This is a genomic window from Nocardioides pinisoli, from assembly GCF_024199985.1.
Classification (GTDB): domain Bacteria; phylum Actinomycetota; class Actinomycetes; order Propionibacteriales; family Nocardioidaceae; genus Nocardioides; species Nocardioides pinisoli.
Genome location: NZ_JANARS010000002.1, coordinates 49828 through 65580, shown reverse-complemented (window position 1 = coordinate 65580; position 15753 = coordinate 49828). Strand labels below are relative to the sequence as shown.

The window sequence follows — 15753 nt, the reverse complement described above, 5'->3', positions numbered from 1 at the left end:
GCCGGTCACTCGACGCTGACGAGCAGCGGGTAGCGCGGCTGGCCGCCCTCGTGGACCGCGACGTCGACGTGGGGGTGGTGCTCCTCGACGTGGGCGGCGACCCGCTCGGCGAGCTCCTCGCCGTCCTCACCCGACACGATCGTCACCAGCTCGCCGCCGCCCGCCAGCAGGCGCTCCAGCACGTCGGTGGCGACCTCCTCGAGGTCGGTCCCCACGACCGCGAAGTCGCCGGCGATGACGCCGAGGGCGTCGCCGGGCTCGCAGGGGCCGGCCATCGTGATGGCCCGGCGGGCGGCGACGGTAACGGCACCGTGGCGGGCGTGGCGGGCCGTCGCGGTCATCTCCCGGACGTCGGCGTCGAAGGCGCGGCCGGGCTCGTGCACCGAGATGGCGGCCAGGCCCTGCACCTGCGCGTGGGTCGGGATCACCTCGACGGAGACGTTGAGCTCCGCCTCGGCCGTGCGGGCCGCGATCTCGGCGGCGCGAACGGTGTCGCCGTCGTTGGGCAGAACCACGACCTCGGCCGCGCCGCACGCGGTGATGGCCTCGAGCAGCTGCCCGGTGGAGGGGCGCCGCCCCGGTCCCCCGGTCACGACGACCGCGCCGGCCGACTCGAACAGCGCCGTCAGCCCGGGCCCGGCGGCGACCGCGACGACCCTGCGCCCCGTGCGGGTCGAGGTCCGCTGCCGACCGGCGGCGACCTGGTCGGCGAAGTGGGTGACACGGATGCGGTGCGGGCGCCCGGCCGTGATCCCGGCCTCGATGGCGGCACCGACGTCGTCGACGTGCACGTGGACGTTCCACAGCCCGTCGCCGCCGACCACGACCAGGCTGTCGCCGAGGCCGGCGAGGGTCGCACGGAGCTCGGCGACGTGCTGGTCGTCGGCGTCGAGGAGGTACATCACCTCGTAGCCCGGCCCGTCCTCGGTGAGGTCGTCGCCGGGGACGGCCGTGGCGACCGGGATGAGGTGGGTGCCGATCGGGGCCGACCACGGCGTCGGTCGCCGACCCGTGGCGGTGGTCTCGACCGCGTCGAGCACGACGCACAGCCCGCGGCCGCCGGCGTCGACGACCCCGGCCTGCGCCAGCACCTCGAGCTGCTCGGGCGTGCGGGCCAGGGCGGCGCGGGCGGCCGCGGCCGCCGCGGTGAAGACGTCGCGGGCGCGCGCGGCCCCGCGACCGGCCACCTCGAGCGCCGCGTCGGACGCGGCCCGCGACACGGTGAGCATGGTGCCCTCGACCGGCGTGCCCACGGCGGCATAGCTGGCCTCGGTCGCCTCGGCCATCGCCGCTGCGATCGTCTCGGCGGGCTTGTCGGCGATCGCCGCGCCGGCCAGGTGGTGCACGTAGGCGCGCAGCATCTGGCTGAGGATCACCCCGGAGTTGCCGCGCGCCCCCATCAGCGCCGCGCGGGCGAGGACCGCCATCCCGTCACCGAGCGAGAGGTCGGGGTCGGCTGCGCGGGCCGCGCGCAGCGCGTCGCGGGCAGCCGAGACGGTGAGGAACATGTTGGTGCCGGTGTCGCCGTCGGGCACGGGGTAGACGTTGAGCGCGTCGATCTCCTCGCGGGCCGAGGACAGCGCGTCGGTCGCGATCTCGACGAAGCGCGCGACGCCGTCCAGCGTGATGCCGTGGGTGACGTGCTCCATCGCGTCGGTCTGCTCCCGGTGTCTGCTCGAAGGTGGCGGCGGGGCCGCCCGGTCGTACGATGTGGTGCGCGCCACAGGGTAGTGCCCGGCACCCACGGCCCCTGCGATTTCATCTCGCCGCAGGTCCTCGGCTACTCTTGCGCGGTTGCCTGCTGCCGCTTCCGGCGGGGTGTGGGCCTCGTGAACATCTATCAACCTCGAACGGATCGGAGTGCACGGTGGCTGCCGTCTGCGACATCTGCGCCAAGAAGCCGGGCTTCGGAAACAACCGTCCCTGGTCGCGCAAGATCACCAAGCGTCGTTTCAACCCCAACATCCAGCGCGTCCGGGCGACCGTCAACGGCACGCCCAAGCGTCTCAACGTCTGCACCGGCTGCCTCAAGGCCGGCAAGGTCTCTCGCTGACCTGACCAGATCTCCACACGTAGCCCCCGTCGCTCACGCGACGGGGGCTACGTCGTTCCCGGGCGGTGCGGGGTCGGTCAGAAGTGGGTCCAGCCGGTCGGGCCGTCGTAGGGGCTGCCGTCGACGGTGACGCCCTCGCCCTCGGCCACCTCCCCGACGACGTGCCAGCCCGAGGGGACCGACGCGGTGTCGGGGAAGGTCGCCAGCAGGGCGTGGTCGTCGCCGCCGGTGAGGATGAACTGCATCGGGTCGGCGCCGAGCGCCGCGCCCACCGCCAGGAGCGGCTCGGGCACCTCGAAGGCCTCAGTGCGTACGTCGATGGCGACCCCGCTGGCCTCCGCGAGGTGCCCGGCCTCGGAGAGGAGGCCGTCGGAGACGTCGATGAGCGCGGTCGCACCGGCCTGGGCGGCCTCCTGGCCGGCGCCGTAGGGCGGCTCAGGCCGTCGGTAGGCTTCGACGAGCACGCGTGGGGAGCGGAAGCCGCGACCGAGGACCGCGAGCCCACCCGCGGCCCACCCCTGGCGGCCGGTGAGCGCGAGCACGTCGCCCGGCTGGGCCCCGGACCGCAGGACGGGCGCCTGGGTGCACTGCCCCAGCACGGTGACGGCGATCATCACCTGGTCGGCTCGGGTGACGTCCCCGCCCACGACGGTGGCTCCGACGCTCGCACACTCCTCGGCGAAGCCGCGGGCGAAGTCCAGCGCCCAGGCCACCGGCAGGTCGGCGGGGGCGGCGAGGCCGATCGTGAGGTGGCGCGCGGTGCCGCCCATCGCGTTGACGTCGGAGAGGTTCTGCGCGGCCGCCCGGTGGCCGACGTCGTCCGCGCTGGCCCAGTCACGGCGGAAGTGGCGGCCCTCGACCATCAGGTCGGTGGAGACCACCACGTGGCCGTGCTTGATGCGCAGCACGGCGGCGTCGTCGCCCGGTCCCACGAGCACGTGCTCGTCGCTCTCGAAGATCTCCACGAGCTCGGCGATCAGGCCGAACTCGCCTGCCTCGCCGAGGGTTGCGTCCGGTGACAGTGCCATGCGCCCATCCCACCAGACGGGGTCGTGACCACTGTCACCCATCCCCTGTCGGGCCCGGCGCGCGGCGCGGTAGGTTGTGCCGGTCACACCCGATGAACGAGACCGAGGAGTCCACGATGGTCGTCCAGGCCTACATCCTGATCCAGACCGACGTCGGCAAGGCCGCGGAGGTCGCCCGCGAGATCGCCCAGGTCAACGGCGTCACGCTCGCCGAGGACGTCACCGGTCCCTACGACGTGATCGTCCGTGCCGAGGCCAAGAACGTCGACGAGCTGGGCAAGCTCGTCGTCTCGAAGGTGCAGAACCTCGACGGCATCACCCGCACCCTCACCTGCCCGGTCGTCCACATCTGAGCCACCGGCCCCACGTGCAGCTGCGCCGACGCCTCGGTCCGTCCACGGACCGGGGCGTCGTCGCGTCCGCGGCCGCCCTCGTCGTGCTCACGCTCGCAGGGTGCAGCAGCACCCCCACGATCGACGACGCGGACCTCTCCGGCGCCGACCGGGCCGCGTGCGAGTCCCTGGTCGACGACCTCCCGGACACCCTCGCCGGCCTCGACCGGCGCGAGGTCGAGCCGGCGGACGCGCTGGGCGCGGCGTGGGGCGACCCGGCGTACGTCCTGACGTGCGGCGTCCCCGAGCCCGACGACTACGAGCCGACCGCCGAGTGCAACGTCATCGCGGGCGTCGGCTGGTACGTCGCCGACGACCAGCTCTCCGACCTGTCGCGCGACGCGACCCCCATCGCCCTCAGCCTCCAGCCCTACGTCGAGGTGTCGGTGCCGGCGGACTACCGCACCGAAGGCATCGACCGCGCCCTGGCCGAGCTCGCCCCGGCGCTGACGGAGCACCTCGGCGAGGGGCTCTCCTGCCTCTAGGCCTCAGCGGAGCCCGGTGTCGCGACGCAGCGCCAGCTGGACGAGCCGGTCGACCAGGTCGGGGTAGGACATCCCGGTGGCCGCCCACAGCTGGGGATACATCGACGTCGGGGTGAAGCCCGGCATCGTGTTGAGCTCGTTGATGACCAGCGAGCCGTCGGGCATCACGAAGAAGTCGACGCGCGCCAGGCCCTCGCACGACAGCGCCTCGAAGGCGCGCACCGCCATCGCCCGCAGCTGCTGCTCGGTCTCGGCGGCCAGGTCGGCCGGGATGTCGATCTCGGTGTGCTGGTCGGCGAGGTACTTCGCCTCGAAGTCGTAGAACTCGTGGTCGCCGCCGGTGCGCACCTCGCCCGGTCGCGAGGTCTCCGGTGGGCCCTCGACCGTGCCGAGCACGCCGCACTCGACCTCACGCGCGCCCTCCATCGACTGCTCGACGAGCACCTTGGGGTCGTGACGGAACGCCTCCTCGAGCGCCTCGTCGATCTCGGAGGCGTCGTGGACCTTGCTGATGCCCATGCTCGAGCCGGCGCGGGCGGGCTTGGCGAAGGAGGGGAAGCCGAGCTCCTCGACCCGTGCGCGTACGCCGACCGCGTCCTGCTCGTGCTCGGTGCGGGTGACGACGATGCCCGGGGTGACGGGCAGACCGGCCGCCTGCAGCACGACCTTCATGTAGGCCTTGTCCATGCCGATCGCGGAGGCGAGCACCCCCGAGCCGACGTAGCGCACGCCGGCCATCTCGAGCATCCCCTGCAGGGTGCCGTCCTCGCCCCACGGGCCGTGGAGGAGCGGGAAGACCACGTCGACCTCCCCGACGACGGAGGGGACGCTGGCCGGCTCGGCGACGACGAGGTCGGTGCCGGTGGCCGCGCCCATCAGCGCCACGGGCGACCTGCCGGCATCGACCTGCGGCAGGTCGCTGCCGCGGATCGCGAGGCGCGCGGGCTCGTCGCTCTCCAGCACCCACCGGCCGTCGGGGGCGATCCCGACCGGCACCACGTCGTAGACGTCACGGTCGATCGCGGCCATCACGCTCCCCGCCGTCACGCACGAGATGCCGTGCTCGGAGGAGCGACCGCCGAAGACGACGGCGACGCGGGGCTTGCGCCCGGCCTGGTGGGGGGTCTCGTCCGAGGAGGTGGCGTTCATCGGCACGACCCTATCCACCTACGCTGGCGCGCATGGCTGCAGACTCACCACTCAGGCCCAGCACGATCGCCGTCACGGCCGGCCGGCCGGACAAGGTCCCCGACGCCCCGCTCAACACCCCCATCACCATGGCGGCCACCTACGTGGCCGGCGGGGAGGTGGAGTACGGCCGCTACGGCAACCCGACGTGGACGGCTCTGGAGGACGCGCTCGGCGCCCTCGAGGGCGGCCGCTGCCTGAGCTTCGCCTCCGGGCTGGCCGCCGTCGCGACCGTGCTCGACCTGGTCGGCAAGGAGGGCAAGGTCGTGGTGCCGAGGCACGCCTACACCGGCACGATCATGCAGCTCGCCGACCTCGAGTCACGCGGTCGGCTGAGCGCCGAGATGGTCGACATCACCGACACGGACGCGGTCGTCGCGGCGTGCGACGGCGCCGCGCTGGTGTGGCTGGAGTCGCCGACCAACCCGGCCCTCGAGGTCGCCGACATCGCCACCATCACCGCTGCTGCGCACGAAGCCGGTGCCTACGTCGTGGTCGACAACACCTTCGCCACTCCCCTGCTCCAGCGACCGCTCGAGGACGACGTCGACATCGTCGTGCACTCCGCGACCAAGTACCTCGCCGGTCACTCCGACGTCCAGATGGGCGCGATCGTCACCCGCGACGACGAGCTCTGGACCGTGCTCAAGGGTCGTCGCGACCTCGTCGGCGCGATCCCCGGCCCGTTCGAGGCGTGGCTGACGCTGCGCGGCCTGCGCACCCTGCACCTGCGCGTCGAGCGCGCGCAGGCCAACGCCCAGGAGCTCGTACGACGCCTCGGCGAGCACCCCGCCCTGTCGGAGGTGCGCTACCCCGGGTTCGGCGCGATCGTCAGCATCGTCCTCGCCCAAGGCGAGATGGCCGCCGACCTGCTCAGCCGCAAGACGCGCCTGTGGATCCACGCCACCTCGCTCGGCGGCGTCGAGTCGAGCCTGGAGCGCCGGCGTCGCTGGAAGGCCGAGGCCGCCACCATCCCCGAGGGGCTCGTCCGGCTCTCCGTCGGCATCGAGGACGTCGAGGACCTCTGGGACGACCTGCGCGCCGCGCTCGACGGCTGCGTGGGCTGAGCCGAGCCGGCGTCAGGACCGGCCCACGACGTCATGAGAATCGTCGGTTCGAACCGCCACTTCCCATGACGTTGCGTGTGGCCTCGCTCAGTGCAGCTGGTCTCGATACAGCTCCGTCGAGGCTTCGTGCCTCAGCCCTGGTCGCCACTCGACCACCGTGAGCTGCGCCGAGCTCCTTCGTCGCTCAGTGCAGCTCGGGCTTGGTGTCGCGGGCGATGAAGGAGTTCATCATGTCGAGGGCGGTCATCTTGCCGTCGACGACGGCGTCGACGGCCTCGGCGATCGGGGCGTCGACGCCGGTGCGGCGGGCCAGCTCGAGCAGCGACTTGCAGGACTTGGCGCCCTCGGCGACCTGGCGGTTGGTGGCGTAGATCTCCTCGGTCGTCATGCCCTGGCCGAGGCGCTCGCCGAACGTGCGGTTGCGCGAGAGCGGCGAGGAGCAGGTGGCGACCAGGTCGCCGAGCCCGGCGAGGCCCATGAGGGTCAGCGGGTTGGCGCCCTGCGCGGTGGCCAGGCGCGCGGTCTCGGCGAGACCGCGGGTGATGACGGAGGCGGTGGTGTTGTCGCCGAAGCCCAGCCCGACCGCCATGCCGACGGCGAGGCCGACGACGTTCTTGTAGGCGCCGCCGATCTCGCAGCCGAGGACGTCGACCGAGGTGTAGGGCCGCCAGGACGGGCCGTGGGTGATCGCCTGGAGCTGCTTGGCACGCTCCTCGTCGACGCACGCGACGACGGAGGCGGCCGGCTCCCGGCGGGCGATCTCACGCGCCAGGTTGGGCCCGCTGATGACGGCGATCCGGTCCGCCGGGGCGTCGGTGACCTCCTGGATCACCTCGCTCATGCGCATGAGGGAGCCGAGCTCGACGCCCTTCATCAGCGACACGAGCGTGGCCTTCTCGGGGAGGATCGGCGCCCAGGCCGTGAGGTTCTCCCGCAGGCTCTGCGACGGGACGGTGAGCACGACGACGTCCGCGCCGGCGGCGACCTCCTCGGGGTCCGTGGACGCCGCGATCGACGGCGGCAGCTCGATGCCCGGCAGGTAGTCGGTGTTCTCGCGGCGCTCGTTGATCGCCTCCACGACCTCGCCGCGACGGGCCCACAGGGACACGTCGTTGCCCGCGTCGGCCAGCACGAGCGAGAACGCGGTGCCCCACGAACCTGCGCTGAACACTGCGATCTTCGTCATCGGCTGTGCTTCCTCTTCGTCTTGTGGTGCGTCCTGGGGGCCGCGTGGCGCGCGGTGGGGTGGGGGTTGCCGATCTCGCGTACGCCGGTGCGGCGGGGGTCGTAGCGCTGCTCGGGCGCGGTCTCGTGGCGGATGTCGGCGACGATCGCGGTGATCGCGTCCATGATGCGGTCCGTCGCCCTCGCCGTCCGCTCGGCCGACGACGGGAGCGCGAGGAGGTCGTCGAGCGGCACCGGGTCGCCCGCCTTCATCACGATGTTCTTGCGCGGGACCAGGTGCGGCCTCTTCGTGTAGGGCGGGAGCACCTCGTGCGCGCCCCACTGCCCGACCGGGATCACCGGGCAGCCGGTGGCCAGCGCGAGGCGGGCGGCGCCCGTCTTGCCCTTCATCGGCCACAGGTCGGGGTCTCGGGTCAGCGTCCCCTCCGGGTAGACGATGATGCACTCGCCCTCGCCGATCGCCTTGACCGCGGCGTCGTAGGCGCCGACCGCGTTGCGGCTCAGCCGCTCGACGGGGATCTGGCCCGCGGCGGTCAGGAAGGCGCCGAGGTACTTGTTGGTGAAGAGCCCGGACTTCGCGAGGTAGCGCGGCAGCCGGCCGTGGTCGTAGACGAAGTGCGCCGACAGCAACGGATCGACGTGGGAGATGTGGTTGATCACCACGATGCAGCCGCCGGTGGCGGGGATCTTCTCGCCGTCGATCCAGGTGCGGGAGGTGGCGCTGAGCAGCGTCGGCTTGAGGATCGACGCCGCGACGGTCATCGCCCAGCCGCGCTTCTGCTGGAGCTTCCTGACACGCACCGCCATCCCTCCCCGTCTGCTCTCTCGCGGGCCCCGCCCGGACGCTGCCTGCGTCGCGAGCAGGCTACTCGCTCGACCGGCCACAGGGACCGCTGCGGCACGCTGGTCCCGGGTGGGAGGATCGTCGCGATGTCTGCCGAAGCCCGACCCGCACGCTGCGTGGTCGTCGTACCCGTCAAGCCGCCCGCCCGCGGGAAGTCCCGCCTGACCGGGCTGCCCGACGACCACCGGCGCGAGCTCGCCGAGGCCTTCGCGCTCGACACGGTCCAGGCCGCCGCGGCCACACCGGGCGTCGACGCCGTGCTCGTCGTCACCGACGACCACCGGTTCGCCGCGTCCGTGCGCACGCTGGGCTGCGAGGTGATCCCGGACGGCGTCAGCGACGACCTCAACGCGACGCTCGTGCAGGCGGCCGCGGAGGTCTCGCGACGCTGGCCGGGCTCGGTGCCCGTGGTGCTGTGCGCCGACCTGCCGGGTCTGCGACCCGTCGAGCTGGCCGGCGTGCTGCGTGAGGCACACGAGCAGGTCGCGTCCGGACGGGCCGCCTTCGTCCGCGATCACGCCGGCGTGGGCACGACGGTGTACGCCGCTCCTGCCGCCGGGTTCGACCCGTCGTTCGGTCTCGCGTCCGCGGCGCGGCACGAGGCCGCGGGGGCGGTCGAGGTGGGCAGCGCCGCGACGAGCGTGCGCACGGACGTCGACGACCCGGACGACCTGGGTGCGGCCCTGCTCGCCGGCGTGGGTCCGCACACCACACGGGCAAGCGAAGGGCGGGCCACCCCCTCGGGGTGACCCGCCCGCGTCGCGCGGCTGCAGCAGGACTGCAGCGTCAGGACTTCTTGGCCGTTGCCTTCTTGGCCGTGGTCTTCTTGGCCGGCGCCTTCTTGGCCGGCGCCTTCTTGGCCGTCGACGTGCTCGCGGTGCTCTTGCTGGCAGTGCTCTTGGTCGCCGTGGACTTGCTGGCGGTGGACTTGCTGGCCGCCTTGGTGGCGGTCTTCTTCGCGGGCGCCTTCTTGGCGGTGCTCGCCGTGCTCGACTTCTTGGCCGTCGACTTCTTGGCCGTGGACGTGCCGGTCGACTTCGCCGCGGTCTTCTTCGCCGGCGCGGCCGACTTCGAGGCCGTGGACTTGGCCGGAGCCGACTTCTTCGCGGTTGCTCCCGTCACTGCTGCTGCAGCGGCCCGGACACCGGGCGGCTTGGGCATCGTGGCGGCGGTCAGCTTGGGCAGCTTCTTCGCACCCGAGATGACGTCCTTGAGCTCCTTGCCGGCGGAGAACTTCGGCACGGCCTTCTTCTTCGACTTCATCCGCTCGCCGGTCTGCGGGTTGCGGACCCAGCGGGCGTTGCGGACGGCCTTCTCGAACGAGCCGAAGCCGGTGATCGCGACCTTCTCGCCCTTGGCCACCTCACGGGTGATGGTGTCGAGCACGGACTCAAGTGCGTGAGCCGCCTGCTTGCGGTTCCCCTCGTAACGCGCGGCGAGCGCGTCGATGAGCTCTGACTTGTTCACTAGCTTCCCTTCCCAATGAACTCGGACGCCGAGCTCGTGCTCGACCCTCTGCAAGGCACGCTAAGCACATGGAAGGGTGAGAACAATCACCAAAGCCCCTGTTTGTAGGGGTTTTTCAGGCAGTGACAGGCTTCCAGGCCGGTCGTCCCGCCTCGAAGGCGGTGATCTCGTCGTCGTGGGACAGCGTGATGCCGATGTCGTCCAGCCCCTCGAGGAGGCGCCAGCGGGTGTAGTCGTCGATGTCGAAGGAGTCCTCGACGGCGTCCTCCCCTGCACCTGCGCGGACCGTCCGGCTCTCCAGGTGGACGGTGATCTCGCCGCCCGGGTGGTCCTCGAGCCAGTCCCACAGGCGCTGCACGACCTTCTCGTCGACCTGCGCCGCGAGCAGCCCCGCCTTGCCGGAGTTGCCGCGGAAGATGTCGGCGAAGCGCGAGGAGATGACGACCTTGAAGCCGTAGTTCTGCAGGGCCCACACGGCGTGCTCGCGCGAGCTGCCGGTGCCGAAGTCCGGACCCGCGACGAGCACGGAGCCACTGGCGTAGGTGGGGTCGTTGAGCACGAAGTCCGGGTCGTTGCGCCAGGCGGCGAACAGGCCGTCCTCGAAGCCGGTGCGGGTCACCCGCTTGAGGTAGACCGCCGGGATGATCTGGTCGGTGTCGACGTTGCTGCGCTTCAGCGGGACGCCGATGCCGGTGTGGGTGGTGAACTTGTCCATGGTCAGACCTCCTGCAGGTCGGCGATCGGCGTGAGGTCGGACGGGGACGAGAGCGTGCCCCGCACGGCCGTGGCGGCGGCGACCGGCACGGACACCAGGTGCGTACGACCGCCCTTGCCCTGCCGGCCCTCGAAGTTGCGGTTGGAGGTGGACGCGCTGCGCTCACCGGGTGCGAGCTGGTCGGGGTTCATGCCCAGGCACATCGAGCAGCCGGCGCCGCGCCACTCCGCACCGGAGGCGATGAAGATCTTGTCGAGGCCCTCGGCCTCGGCCTGCAGGCGTACGCGCACCGACCCGGGCACCACCAGCAGGCGGGTGTCGGGGGCGACGGTCCGACCCTCGAGGATCGACGCCGCCAGGCGCAGGTCCTCGATGCGACCGTTGGTGCAGGAGCCGACGAACACCGTGTCGACCTTGACGTCGCGCAGGGGCGTCCCGGCCTCGAGACCCATGTACTGCAGGGCCTTCTCGGTCGCCACCTTGTCGTTGGGCTCGTCGAAGTCGTCGGGGCTCGGGATCGTCGCGCCGAGCGGCGCGCCCTGTCCGGGGTTGGTGCCCCACGTGACGAACGGCGTCATGGTGGACGCGTCGAGCTCGATCTCCTTGTCGAAGACGGCGTCGTCGTCGGTGCGCAGTGTCTTCCAGTGCGCGACCGCGGCGTCCCAGTCGGCGCCCTTCGGGGCCTCCGGCTTGCCCTCGATGTAGTCGAAGGTGGTCTGGTCGGGCGCGATGAGCCCGGCCTTGGCGCCCCACTCGATCGACATGTTGCAGACCGTCATGCGGCCCTCCATCGAGAGCTCCTCGATGGCCTGCCCGCGGTACTCCACGATGTAGCCCTGGCCACCGCCGGTGCCGGTGTGCGTGATGAGGGTCAGGACCAGGTCCTTGGCGGTGACGCCGTCGGGCAGGCTGCCGTTGACGGTCACCGCCATCGTCTTCGGACGGGCCTGCGTCAGGGTCTGGGTGGCCAGCACGTGCTCGACCTCGGAGGTGCCGATGCCGAAGGCGATCGCGCCGAACGCGCCGTGCGTGGAGGTGTGCGAGTCGCCGCACACGATCGTCATGCCCGGCTGCGTCAGCCCCAGCTGCGGGCCGACGACGTGGACGATGCCCTGCTCGACGTCGCCGAGCGGGTGGAGGCGTACGCCGAAGTCGGCCGCGTTCTTGCGCAGGGTCTCGACCTGCAGGCGGCTCACCGGGTCGGCGATCGGCTTGTCCCAGTCGAGCGTGGGGACGTTGTGATCCTCGGTGGCCAGGGTGAGGTCGGGGCGGCGGACCGGGCGGTTGGCCAGGCGGAGGCCGTCGAAGGCCTGCGGGGAGGTCACCTCGTGGAGCAGGTGGAGGTCGATGAAGAGGAGGTCGGGCTCTCCGGGGGCGCTCCGGACGACGTGCTCGTCCCAGACCTTCTCGGACAGGGTCTTGCCCATGACACAACTCCTTTGACTTTGCCGCGTGCGGTGGGACGACGCTACATCTTGCATCCCACTCCCTGAGATGACAATATCGGTATATGGACAACGGATCTGGCGTCGGCGTACTCGACAAGGCCGCGCTCGTGCTCGCAGCACTGGAGGCCGGACCGGCCACCCTGGCCGGGCTCGTGGCCGGCACCGGACTGGCCCGCCCCACCGCGCACCGCCTCGCGGTCGCCCTCGAGCACCACCGCCTCGTCGCACGTGACATGCAGGGTCGCTTCGTGCTCGGGCCGCGCCTGGCCGAGCTGTCCGCCGCTGCCGGCGAGGACCGTCTGCTCGCGGCAGCCGGTCCCGTCCTGGCCCGCCTGCGTGACATCACCGGCGAGTCCGCGCAGCTGTGGCGCCGCCAGGGCGAGCACCGTGTCTGCGTCGCAGCGGCCGAGCGCCCGTCGGGCCTGCGCGACACGATCCCGGTCGGCTCGCAGCTCACCATGAACGCCGGCTCCGCGGCCCAGATCCTGCTCGCGTGGGAGGACCCCGAGCGGATGCACCGCGGCCTGCAGAACGCCGCCTTCTCCGCCACCGCGCTGTCCGGCATCCGCCGCCGTGGCTGGGCGCAGTCGGTCGGCGAGCGCGAGCAGGGCGTCGCCTCGGTGTCCGCCCCGGTCCGCTCCCCCGGCGGCAAGGTCATCGCCGCGGTGTCCGTCTCCGGACCGCTCGAGCGACTCTCCCGCCAGCCCGGCCGGATGCACGCGCCCGCCGTGCTCGCCGCCGCCGACCGGCTGTCGGAGTCGCTGCGCCGCGCGGCGTCGGAGTAGGCGCTCCACTGCCTCCGAGGGGTGGCGGCACACGACACCCCCGCAGCCCGATCGCATGTCGTACGCCGCCACCCTGGGCGCCGCCGCCGCGAAGGTGGCGGCACGTCGCACGTACCCGCGCTCTGATCTCGCCATCTGCCGCCACCCTGGGCGCCGCCATCGCGAAGGTGGCGGCACATCGCACGTACCCGCGCTCTGATCTCGCCATCTGCCGCCACCCTGGGCGCCGCCGCCGCGAAGGTGGCGGCACACGACACCCCCGCAGCCCGATCGGATGTCGTACGCCGCCACCTTCCCCGCTGTCGGTGGTCTCGGGCAGGCTGGGCGCATGGCAGACCTCGTGGACCTCGGCCCGGCCGGCGAGCGACTCGTCGCCGTCGCCGCCAACGTCACCGACGACCAGCTCGACGGTCCGACCCCGTGCGAGGGGCGCACGGTGGGGCAGCTCGTCCAGCACCTCGTGGGACTGACGCTCGCCTTCCGTGCCGCGGCCGACAAGGACTTCGGCCCCCTCACCGACACCAACCCCGACGACGCCGGGTGGCCCGAGGCGGAGCCCGGATGGCGGGAAGCGCTGGCCGTCCAGGTCCCGGCGCTGGCCGCGGCGTGGCGCGACCCCGAGGCGTGGGAGGGCATGACCCGCGCCGGCGGGGTCGACCTGCCCGCGCAGGTCGGCGGGCTGGTCGCGCTCGACGAGATCGTGCTGCACGGGTGGGACCTGGCGCGGGCGACCGGCCAGGACTACGACTGCGACGACGCGACGGCCGAGGCGTGCATGGCCTTCGTGGGCGGCTTCGACGAGGGCGGGACGCCCGGGCTGTTCGGCCCGGCCGTCGAGGTCGGTCCCGGAGCGTCGGCGTTCGAGCAGGTGCTGGCCCGGTCGGGTCGCGACCCGCAGTGGTCGGCCTGAGCCGGCGAGACCCTTGATCTCGACGCGACCGTCACGGCTTCGTTCCTCAGCCGCGGGCGTGCTCGACCTGGCCACGCCCACGTGACGAGCTCGAGCAGCCACCGCGTGTCTCAGAAGAGCGCGTCCTGCTCGAGCTCGAGCAGCTGCTGCTTGCGCTCGAGCCCGCCGGCGTAGCCGGTCAGCGTGCCGTTGGCGCCGATGACGCGGTGGCACGGCACCACGATGGGGATCGGGTTGCGGCCGTTGGCCAGCCCGACCGCGCGCGAGGCGGCGTTGGTCATGCCGAGCCGGCCGGCGATCTCGCCGTAGGACGCGGTCTCGCCGTAGCCGATGAGCCCGAGCTGGGCCCACACGCGGCGCTGGAAGTCGGTGCCGACGGGCGCGAGCGGCAGGTCGAAGGCGGTCAGGTCCCGGTCGAAGTACGCCGTCAGCTGCCGCACGGCCTCGGCGAGGACGGGGTGGTCGTCGGAGCGCGCCCCGAGCGGGCGACCGTCGGCCGGCTGCCGGAACGGCGAGAACTCGATCGCCACGATCGAGCCGTCGCGCTCGACGATGCGCAGGTCCCCGACGGGCGAGGGCATCACGGTCCACATGTCAGTTCTCCTCATCGCGCGATGGCGCAGGGGTGTCGGGCATCAGGGTGTTCCACAGGTGCATTAGGGCGTACGAGCGCCACGGCCTCCAGTGCTCCGGGTCGGGGTCGCCGTCGCCGGACGCGGCGAGCCCGGCGAGCAGCCGGCGCACCGCGAGGTCGGTGGGCAGGAAGACGTCGGGGTGGCCGAGCGCCCGCATCGCCACGTAGTCGGCGGTCCACGGGCCGATGCCGGGCAGCTCGAGCAGCGCGCGTCGTACGTCGTCGCGGTCGGGGCCGCGGTCGAGCAGCACTCGCCCCTCGGCGAGCGCCGCGGCGAGCCCGACGAGCGCCCGGCCTCGCGCGCGGGGCATCGGCAGGGTCGCGGGGTCGGCGGCCGCCAGCGCCGCGGCGTCGGGGAAGAGGTGGGTGAGCCCCGGCACGTCCGACTCGACGGGTCGCCCGTGCGCGGCCACGAGGCGGCCGGCGACCGTGCGGGCGCCGGTCACGCTGACCTGCTGGCCGATGACCGTGCGGATCGCCGTCTCGTCGCCGTCGACCTGGCCGGGCACCCGGAGGCCGGGGGTCGCGCGGACGAGGTGGGCCAGGACCGGGTCGGCACCGAGGTGCGCGTCCACCGCGCGCGGGTCGCAGTCGGCGTCGAGCAGGCGTCGTACGCGCTCGCTCGCGGCCGCGGTGTCGCGCAGGTCCTCGAGCCGGAACTCCGCGGTGACGAAGCCGGTGCCGCCTGCGGCGAGGTCGGACGTGCCGGGGAGGTCGGCGAGCTCGAGGCGGACGGTGCCGCTGCCGTGGGGGAGGTCGAGGGTGCGGGCGTACCACCCGGGTCCGGCGACCTCGACGCCCGGCACGAGGTGGTAGGCGAGGAAGGCGAGCATCCGGCTCCCGGCGAACGGGGTGCGGACCGGGAGCCGCATCGTGATCACCCCGGCGCTGCGGGGGTTGCTCCGACGACCGCGCAGCTCGCTCGGCGAGGACGCGTAGATCTCGCGCAGCGTCTCGTTGAACTGCCGGACGCTGGCGAAGCCGGCGGCGAAGGCGACGTCGGTCAGCGGCAGGTCGGTGGTCTCGATGAGCACCCGCGCGCTCTGCGCCCGCCGAGCCCGGGCCAGGGCCAGCGGTCCCGCGCCGAGCTCCTGGGTCAGCAGCCGGCCGAGGTGGCGCGGGGTGTAGCCGACCCGACGGGCGAGGCCGTCGACGCCTTCCCGGTCGACGAGGCCGTCGGCGATCAGCCGCATCGCCCGCCCGGCGACGTCGGCGGCGACGTCCCACTCAGGGCTGCCGGGCGTCGCGTCGGGCAGGCAGCGCTTGCAGGCGCGGTAGCCCGCGGCGTGCGCGCTCGCCGCGGTCGGGTGGAAGGTCACGTTGCCGGGCGCGGGCGTCCGCGCCGGGCAGGAGGGTCGGCAGTAGATGCCGGTCGTCCGGACCGCGGTGTAGAACACCCCGTCGAAGCGGCGGTCCCTGCTGCGGACGGCGCGGTAGCAGGCCTCGGTGTCGAGGTGCCCGGTCGGTGTCATGCCCCGAGCCTGTCACCCCCACGGGGCCTGCACCAGCGGAAATCGGACACCGCCGCGGACGAGCCCGCCGCAGCCGAGGA

At 72.9% G+C, this 15753-nt stretch carries 17 protein-coding genes; 7 read left to right on the top strand and 10 right to left on the bottom strand.

The features are described from left to right. Nucleotides 1–5 precede the first annotated feature (5 nt). Nucleotides 6–1649, bottom strand: a complete 1644-nt coding sequence (locus tag NCI01_RS04315) for a DAK2 domain-containing protein (RefSeq protein WP_254180251.1) — start codon at nucleotides 1647–1649, stop codon at nucleotides 6–8. A gap of 218 nt (nucleotides 1650–1867) precedes the next feature. Here NCI01_RS04315 and rpmB point away from each other — a divergent pair, with 218 nt between their 5' ends. Then, nucleotides 1868–2053, top strand: a complete 186-nt coding sequence (rpmB, locus tag NCI01_RS04310; protein WP_056602600.1) for a 50S ribosomal protein L28 — start codon at nucleotides 1868–1870, stop codon at nucleotides 2051–2053. Nucleotides 2054–2130: 77 nt separating this feature from the next. Here rpmB and NCI01_RS04305 read toward each other — a convergent pair whose 3' ends face one another. Further along, the gene (locus tag NCI01_RS04305; RefSeq protein ID WP_254180250.1) at nucleotides 2131–3081 is read right to left on the bottom strand and encodes a thiamine-phosphate kinase; all 951 of its coding nucleotides are present in this window, start codon (nucleotides 3079–3081) and stop codon (nucleotides 2131–2133) included. A gap of 116 nt (nucleotides 3082–3197) precedes the next feature. Between NCI01_RS04305 and NCI01_RS04300 the strand changes: the two genes are divergently transcribed. After that, nucleotides 3198–3434 (top strand): Lrp/AsnC family transcriptional regulator, encoded by a 237-nt coding sequence (locus tag NCI01_RS04300; RefSeq protein WP_090972075.1) that lies wholly within the window; start codon nucleotides 3198–3200, stop codon nucleotides 3432–3434. A gap of 14 nt (nucleotides 3435–3448) precedes the next feature. After that, nucleotides 3449–3958 (top strand): DUF3515 domain-containing protein, encoded by a 510-nt coding sequence (locus tag NCI01_RS04295; RefSeq protein ID WP_254180249.1) that lies wholly within the window; start codon nucleotides 3449–3451, stop codon nucleotides 3956–3958. A 3-nt stretch (nucleotides 3959–3961) separates the two neighbouring features. Here the strand turns inward: NCI01_RS04295 and NCI01_RS04290 are convergent, their stop codons facing one another. Next, nucleotides 3962–5107: a D-alanine--D-alanine ligase family protein gene (locus tag NCI01_RS04290; RefSeq protein ID WP_254180248.1), complete on the bottom strand. Its 1146-nt coding sequence runs from the start codon at nucleotides 5105–5107 to the stop codon at nucleotides 3962–3964. A 32-nt stretch (nucleotides 5108–5139) separates the two neighbouring features. Between NCI01_RS04290 and NCI01_RS04285 the strand changes: the two genes are divergently transcribed. Continuing rightward, nucleotides 5140–6213 (top strand): trans-sulfuration enzyme family protein, encoded by a 1074-nt coding sequence (locus tag NCI01_RS04285; RefSeq protein ID WP_254180247.1) that lies wholly within the window; start codon nucleotides 5140–5142, stop codon nucleotides 6211–6213. 184 nt (nucleotides 6214–6397) lie between these two features. Here NCI01_RS04285 and NCI01_RS04280 read toward each other — a convergent pair whose 3' ends face one another. Beyond that, nucleotides 6398–7399, bottom strand: coding sequence for an NAD(P)H-dependent glycerol-3-phosphate dehydrogenase (locus NCI01_RS04280; RefSeq protein ID WP_254180246.1), 1002 nt, complete (start codon nucleotides 7397–7399; stop codon nucleotides 6398–6400). Then, a complete protein-coding gene (locus NCI01_RS04275) occupies nucleotides 7396–8205 on the bottom strand; it encodes a lysophospholipid acyltransferase family protein (RefSeq protein ID WP_372495089.1) in 810 nt (269 codons plus the stop codon). Before NCI01_RS04275 ends, NCI01_RS04280 begins: the two co-directional genes overlap by 4 nt. A gap of 123 nt (nucleotides 8206–8328) precedes the next feature. On the opposite strand from NCI01_RS04275, the gene cofC reads away from it, so the two are divergent. Beyond that, on the top strand, nucleotides 8329–8991 hold the full coding sequence (cofC, locus tag NCI01_RS04270) for a 2-phospho-L-lactate guanylyltransferase (protein WP_254180244.1): 663 nt from the start codon (nucleotides 8329–8331) through the stop codon (nucleotides 8989–8991). A 37-nt stretch (nucleotides 8992–9028) separates the two neighbouring features. Here cofC and NCI01_RS04265 read toward each other — a convergent pair whose 3' ends face one another. From NCI01_RS04265 to leuC, 3 genes are all read right to left on the bottom strand, one after another. Then, a complete protein-coding gene (locus NCI01_RS04265; protein WP_254180243.1) occupies nucleotides 9029–9709 on the bottom strand; it encodes an HU family DNA-binding protein in 681 nt (226 codons plus the stop codon). 115 nt (nucleotides 9710–9824) lie between these two features. After that, nucleotides 9825–10424, bottom strand: coding sequence for a 3-isopropylmalate dehydratase small subunit (gene leuD / locus NCI01_RS04260; protein WP_254180242.1), 600 nt, complete (start codon nucleotides 10422–10424; stop codon nucleotides 9825–9827). A 2-nt stretch (nucleotides 10425–10426) separates the two neighbouring features. Beyond that, nucleotides 10427–11851 (bottom strand): 3-isopropylmalate dehydratase large subunit, encoded by a 1425-nt coding sequence (gene leuC / locus NCI01_RS04255; RefSeq protein WP_254180241.1) that lies wholly within the window; start codon nucleotides 11849–11851, stop codon nucleotides 10427–10429. Nucleotides 11852–11934: 83 nt separating this feature from the next. Here leuC and NCI01_RS04250 point away from each other — a divergent pair, with 83 nt between their 5' ends. Both NCI01_RS04250 and NCI01_RS04245 read left to right on the top strand, forming a co-directional pair. After that, a complete protein-coding gene (locus NCI01_RS04250; RefSeq protein WP_254180240.1) occupies nucleotides 11935–12657 on the top strand; it encodes an IclR family transcriptional regulator in 723 nt (240 codons plus the stop codon). A 328-nt stretch (nucleotides 12658–12985) separates the two neighbouring features. Then, on the top strand, nucleotides 12986–13567 hold the full coding sequence (locus tag NCI01_RS04245) for a TIGR03086 family metal-binding protein (protein ID WP_254180239.1): 582 nt from the start codon (nucleotides 12986–12988) through the stop codon (nucleotides 13565–13567). A gap of 110 nt (nucleotides 13568–13677) precedes the next feature. Here the strand turns inward: NCI01_RS04245 and NCI01_RS04240 are convergent, their stop codons facing one another. Further along, nucleotides 13678–14160 carry a methylated-DNA--[protein]-cysteine S-methyltransferase gene (locus tag NCI01_RS04240; protein WP_254180238.1) on the bottom strand — a complete coding sequence of 161 codons (483 nt, stop codon included), beginning with the start codon at nucleotides 14158–14160 and terminating at the stop codon, nucleotides 13678–13680. Between the two features lies 1 nt (nucleotide 14161). Beyond that, nucleotides 14162–15673: a DNA-3-methyladenine glycosylase 2 family protein gene (locus NCI01_RS04235; protein WP_254180237.1), complete on the bottom strand. Its 1512-nt coding sequence runs from the start codon at nucleotides 15671–15673 to the stop codon at nucleotides 14162–14164. Nucleotides 15674–15753 lie beyond the last annotated feature (80 nt).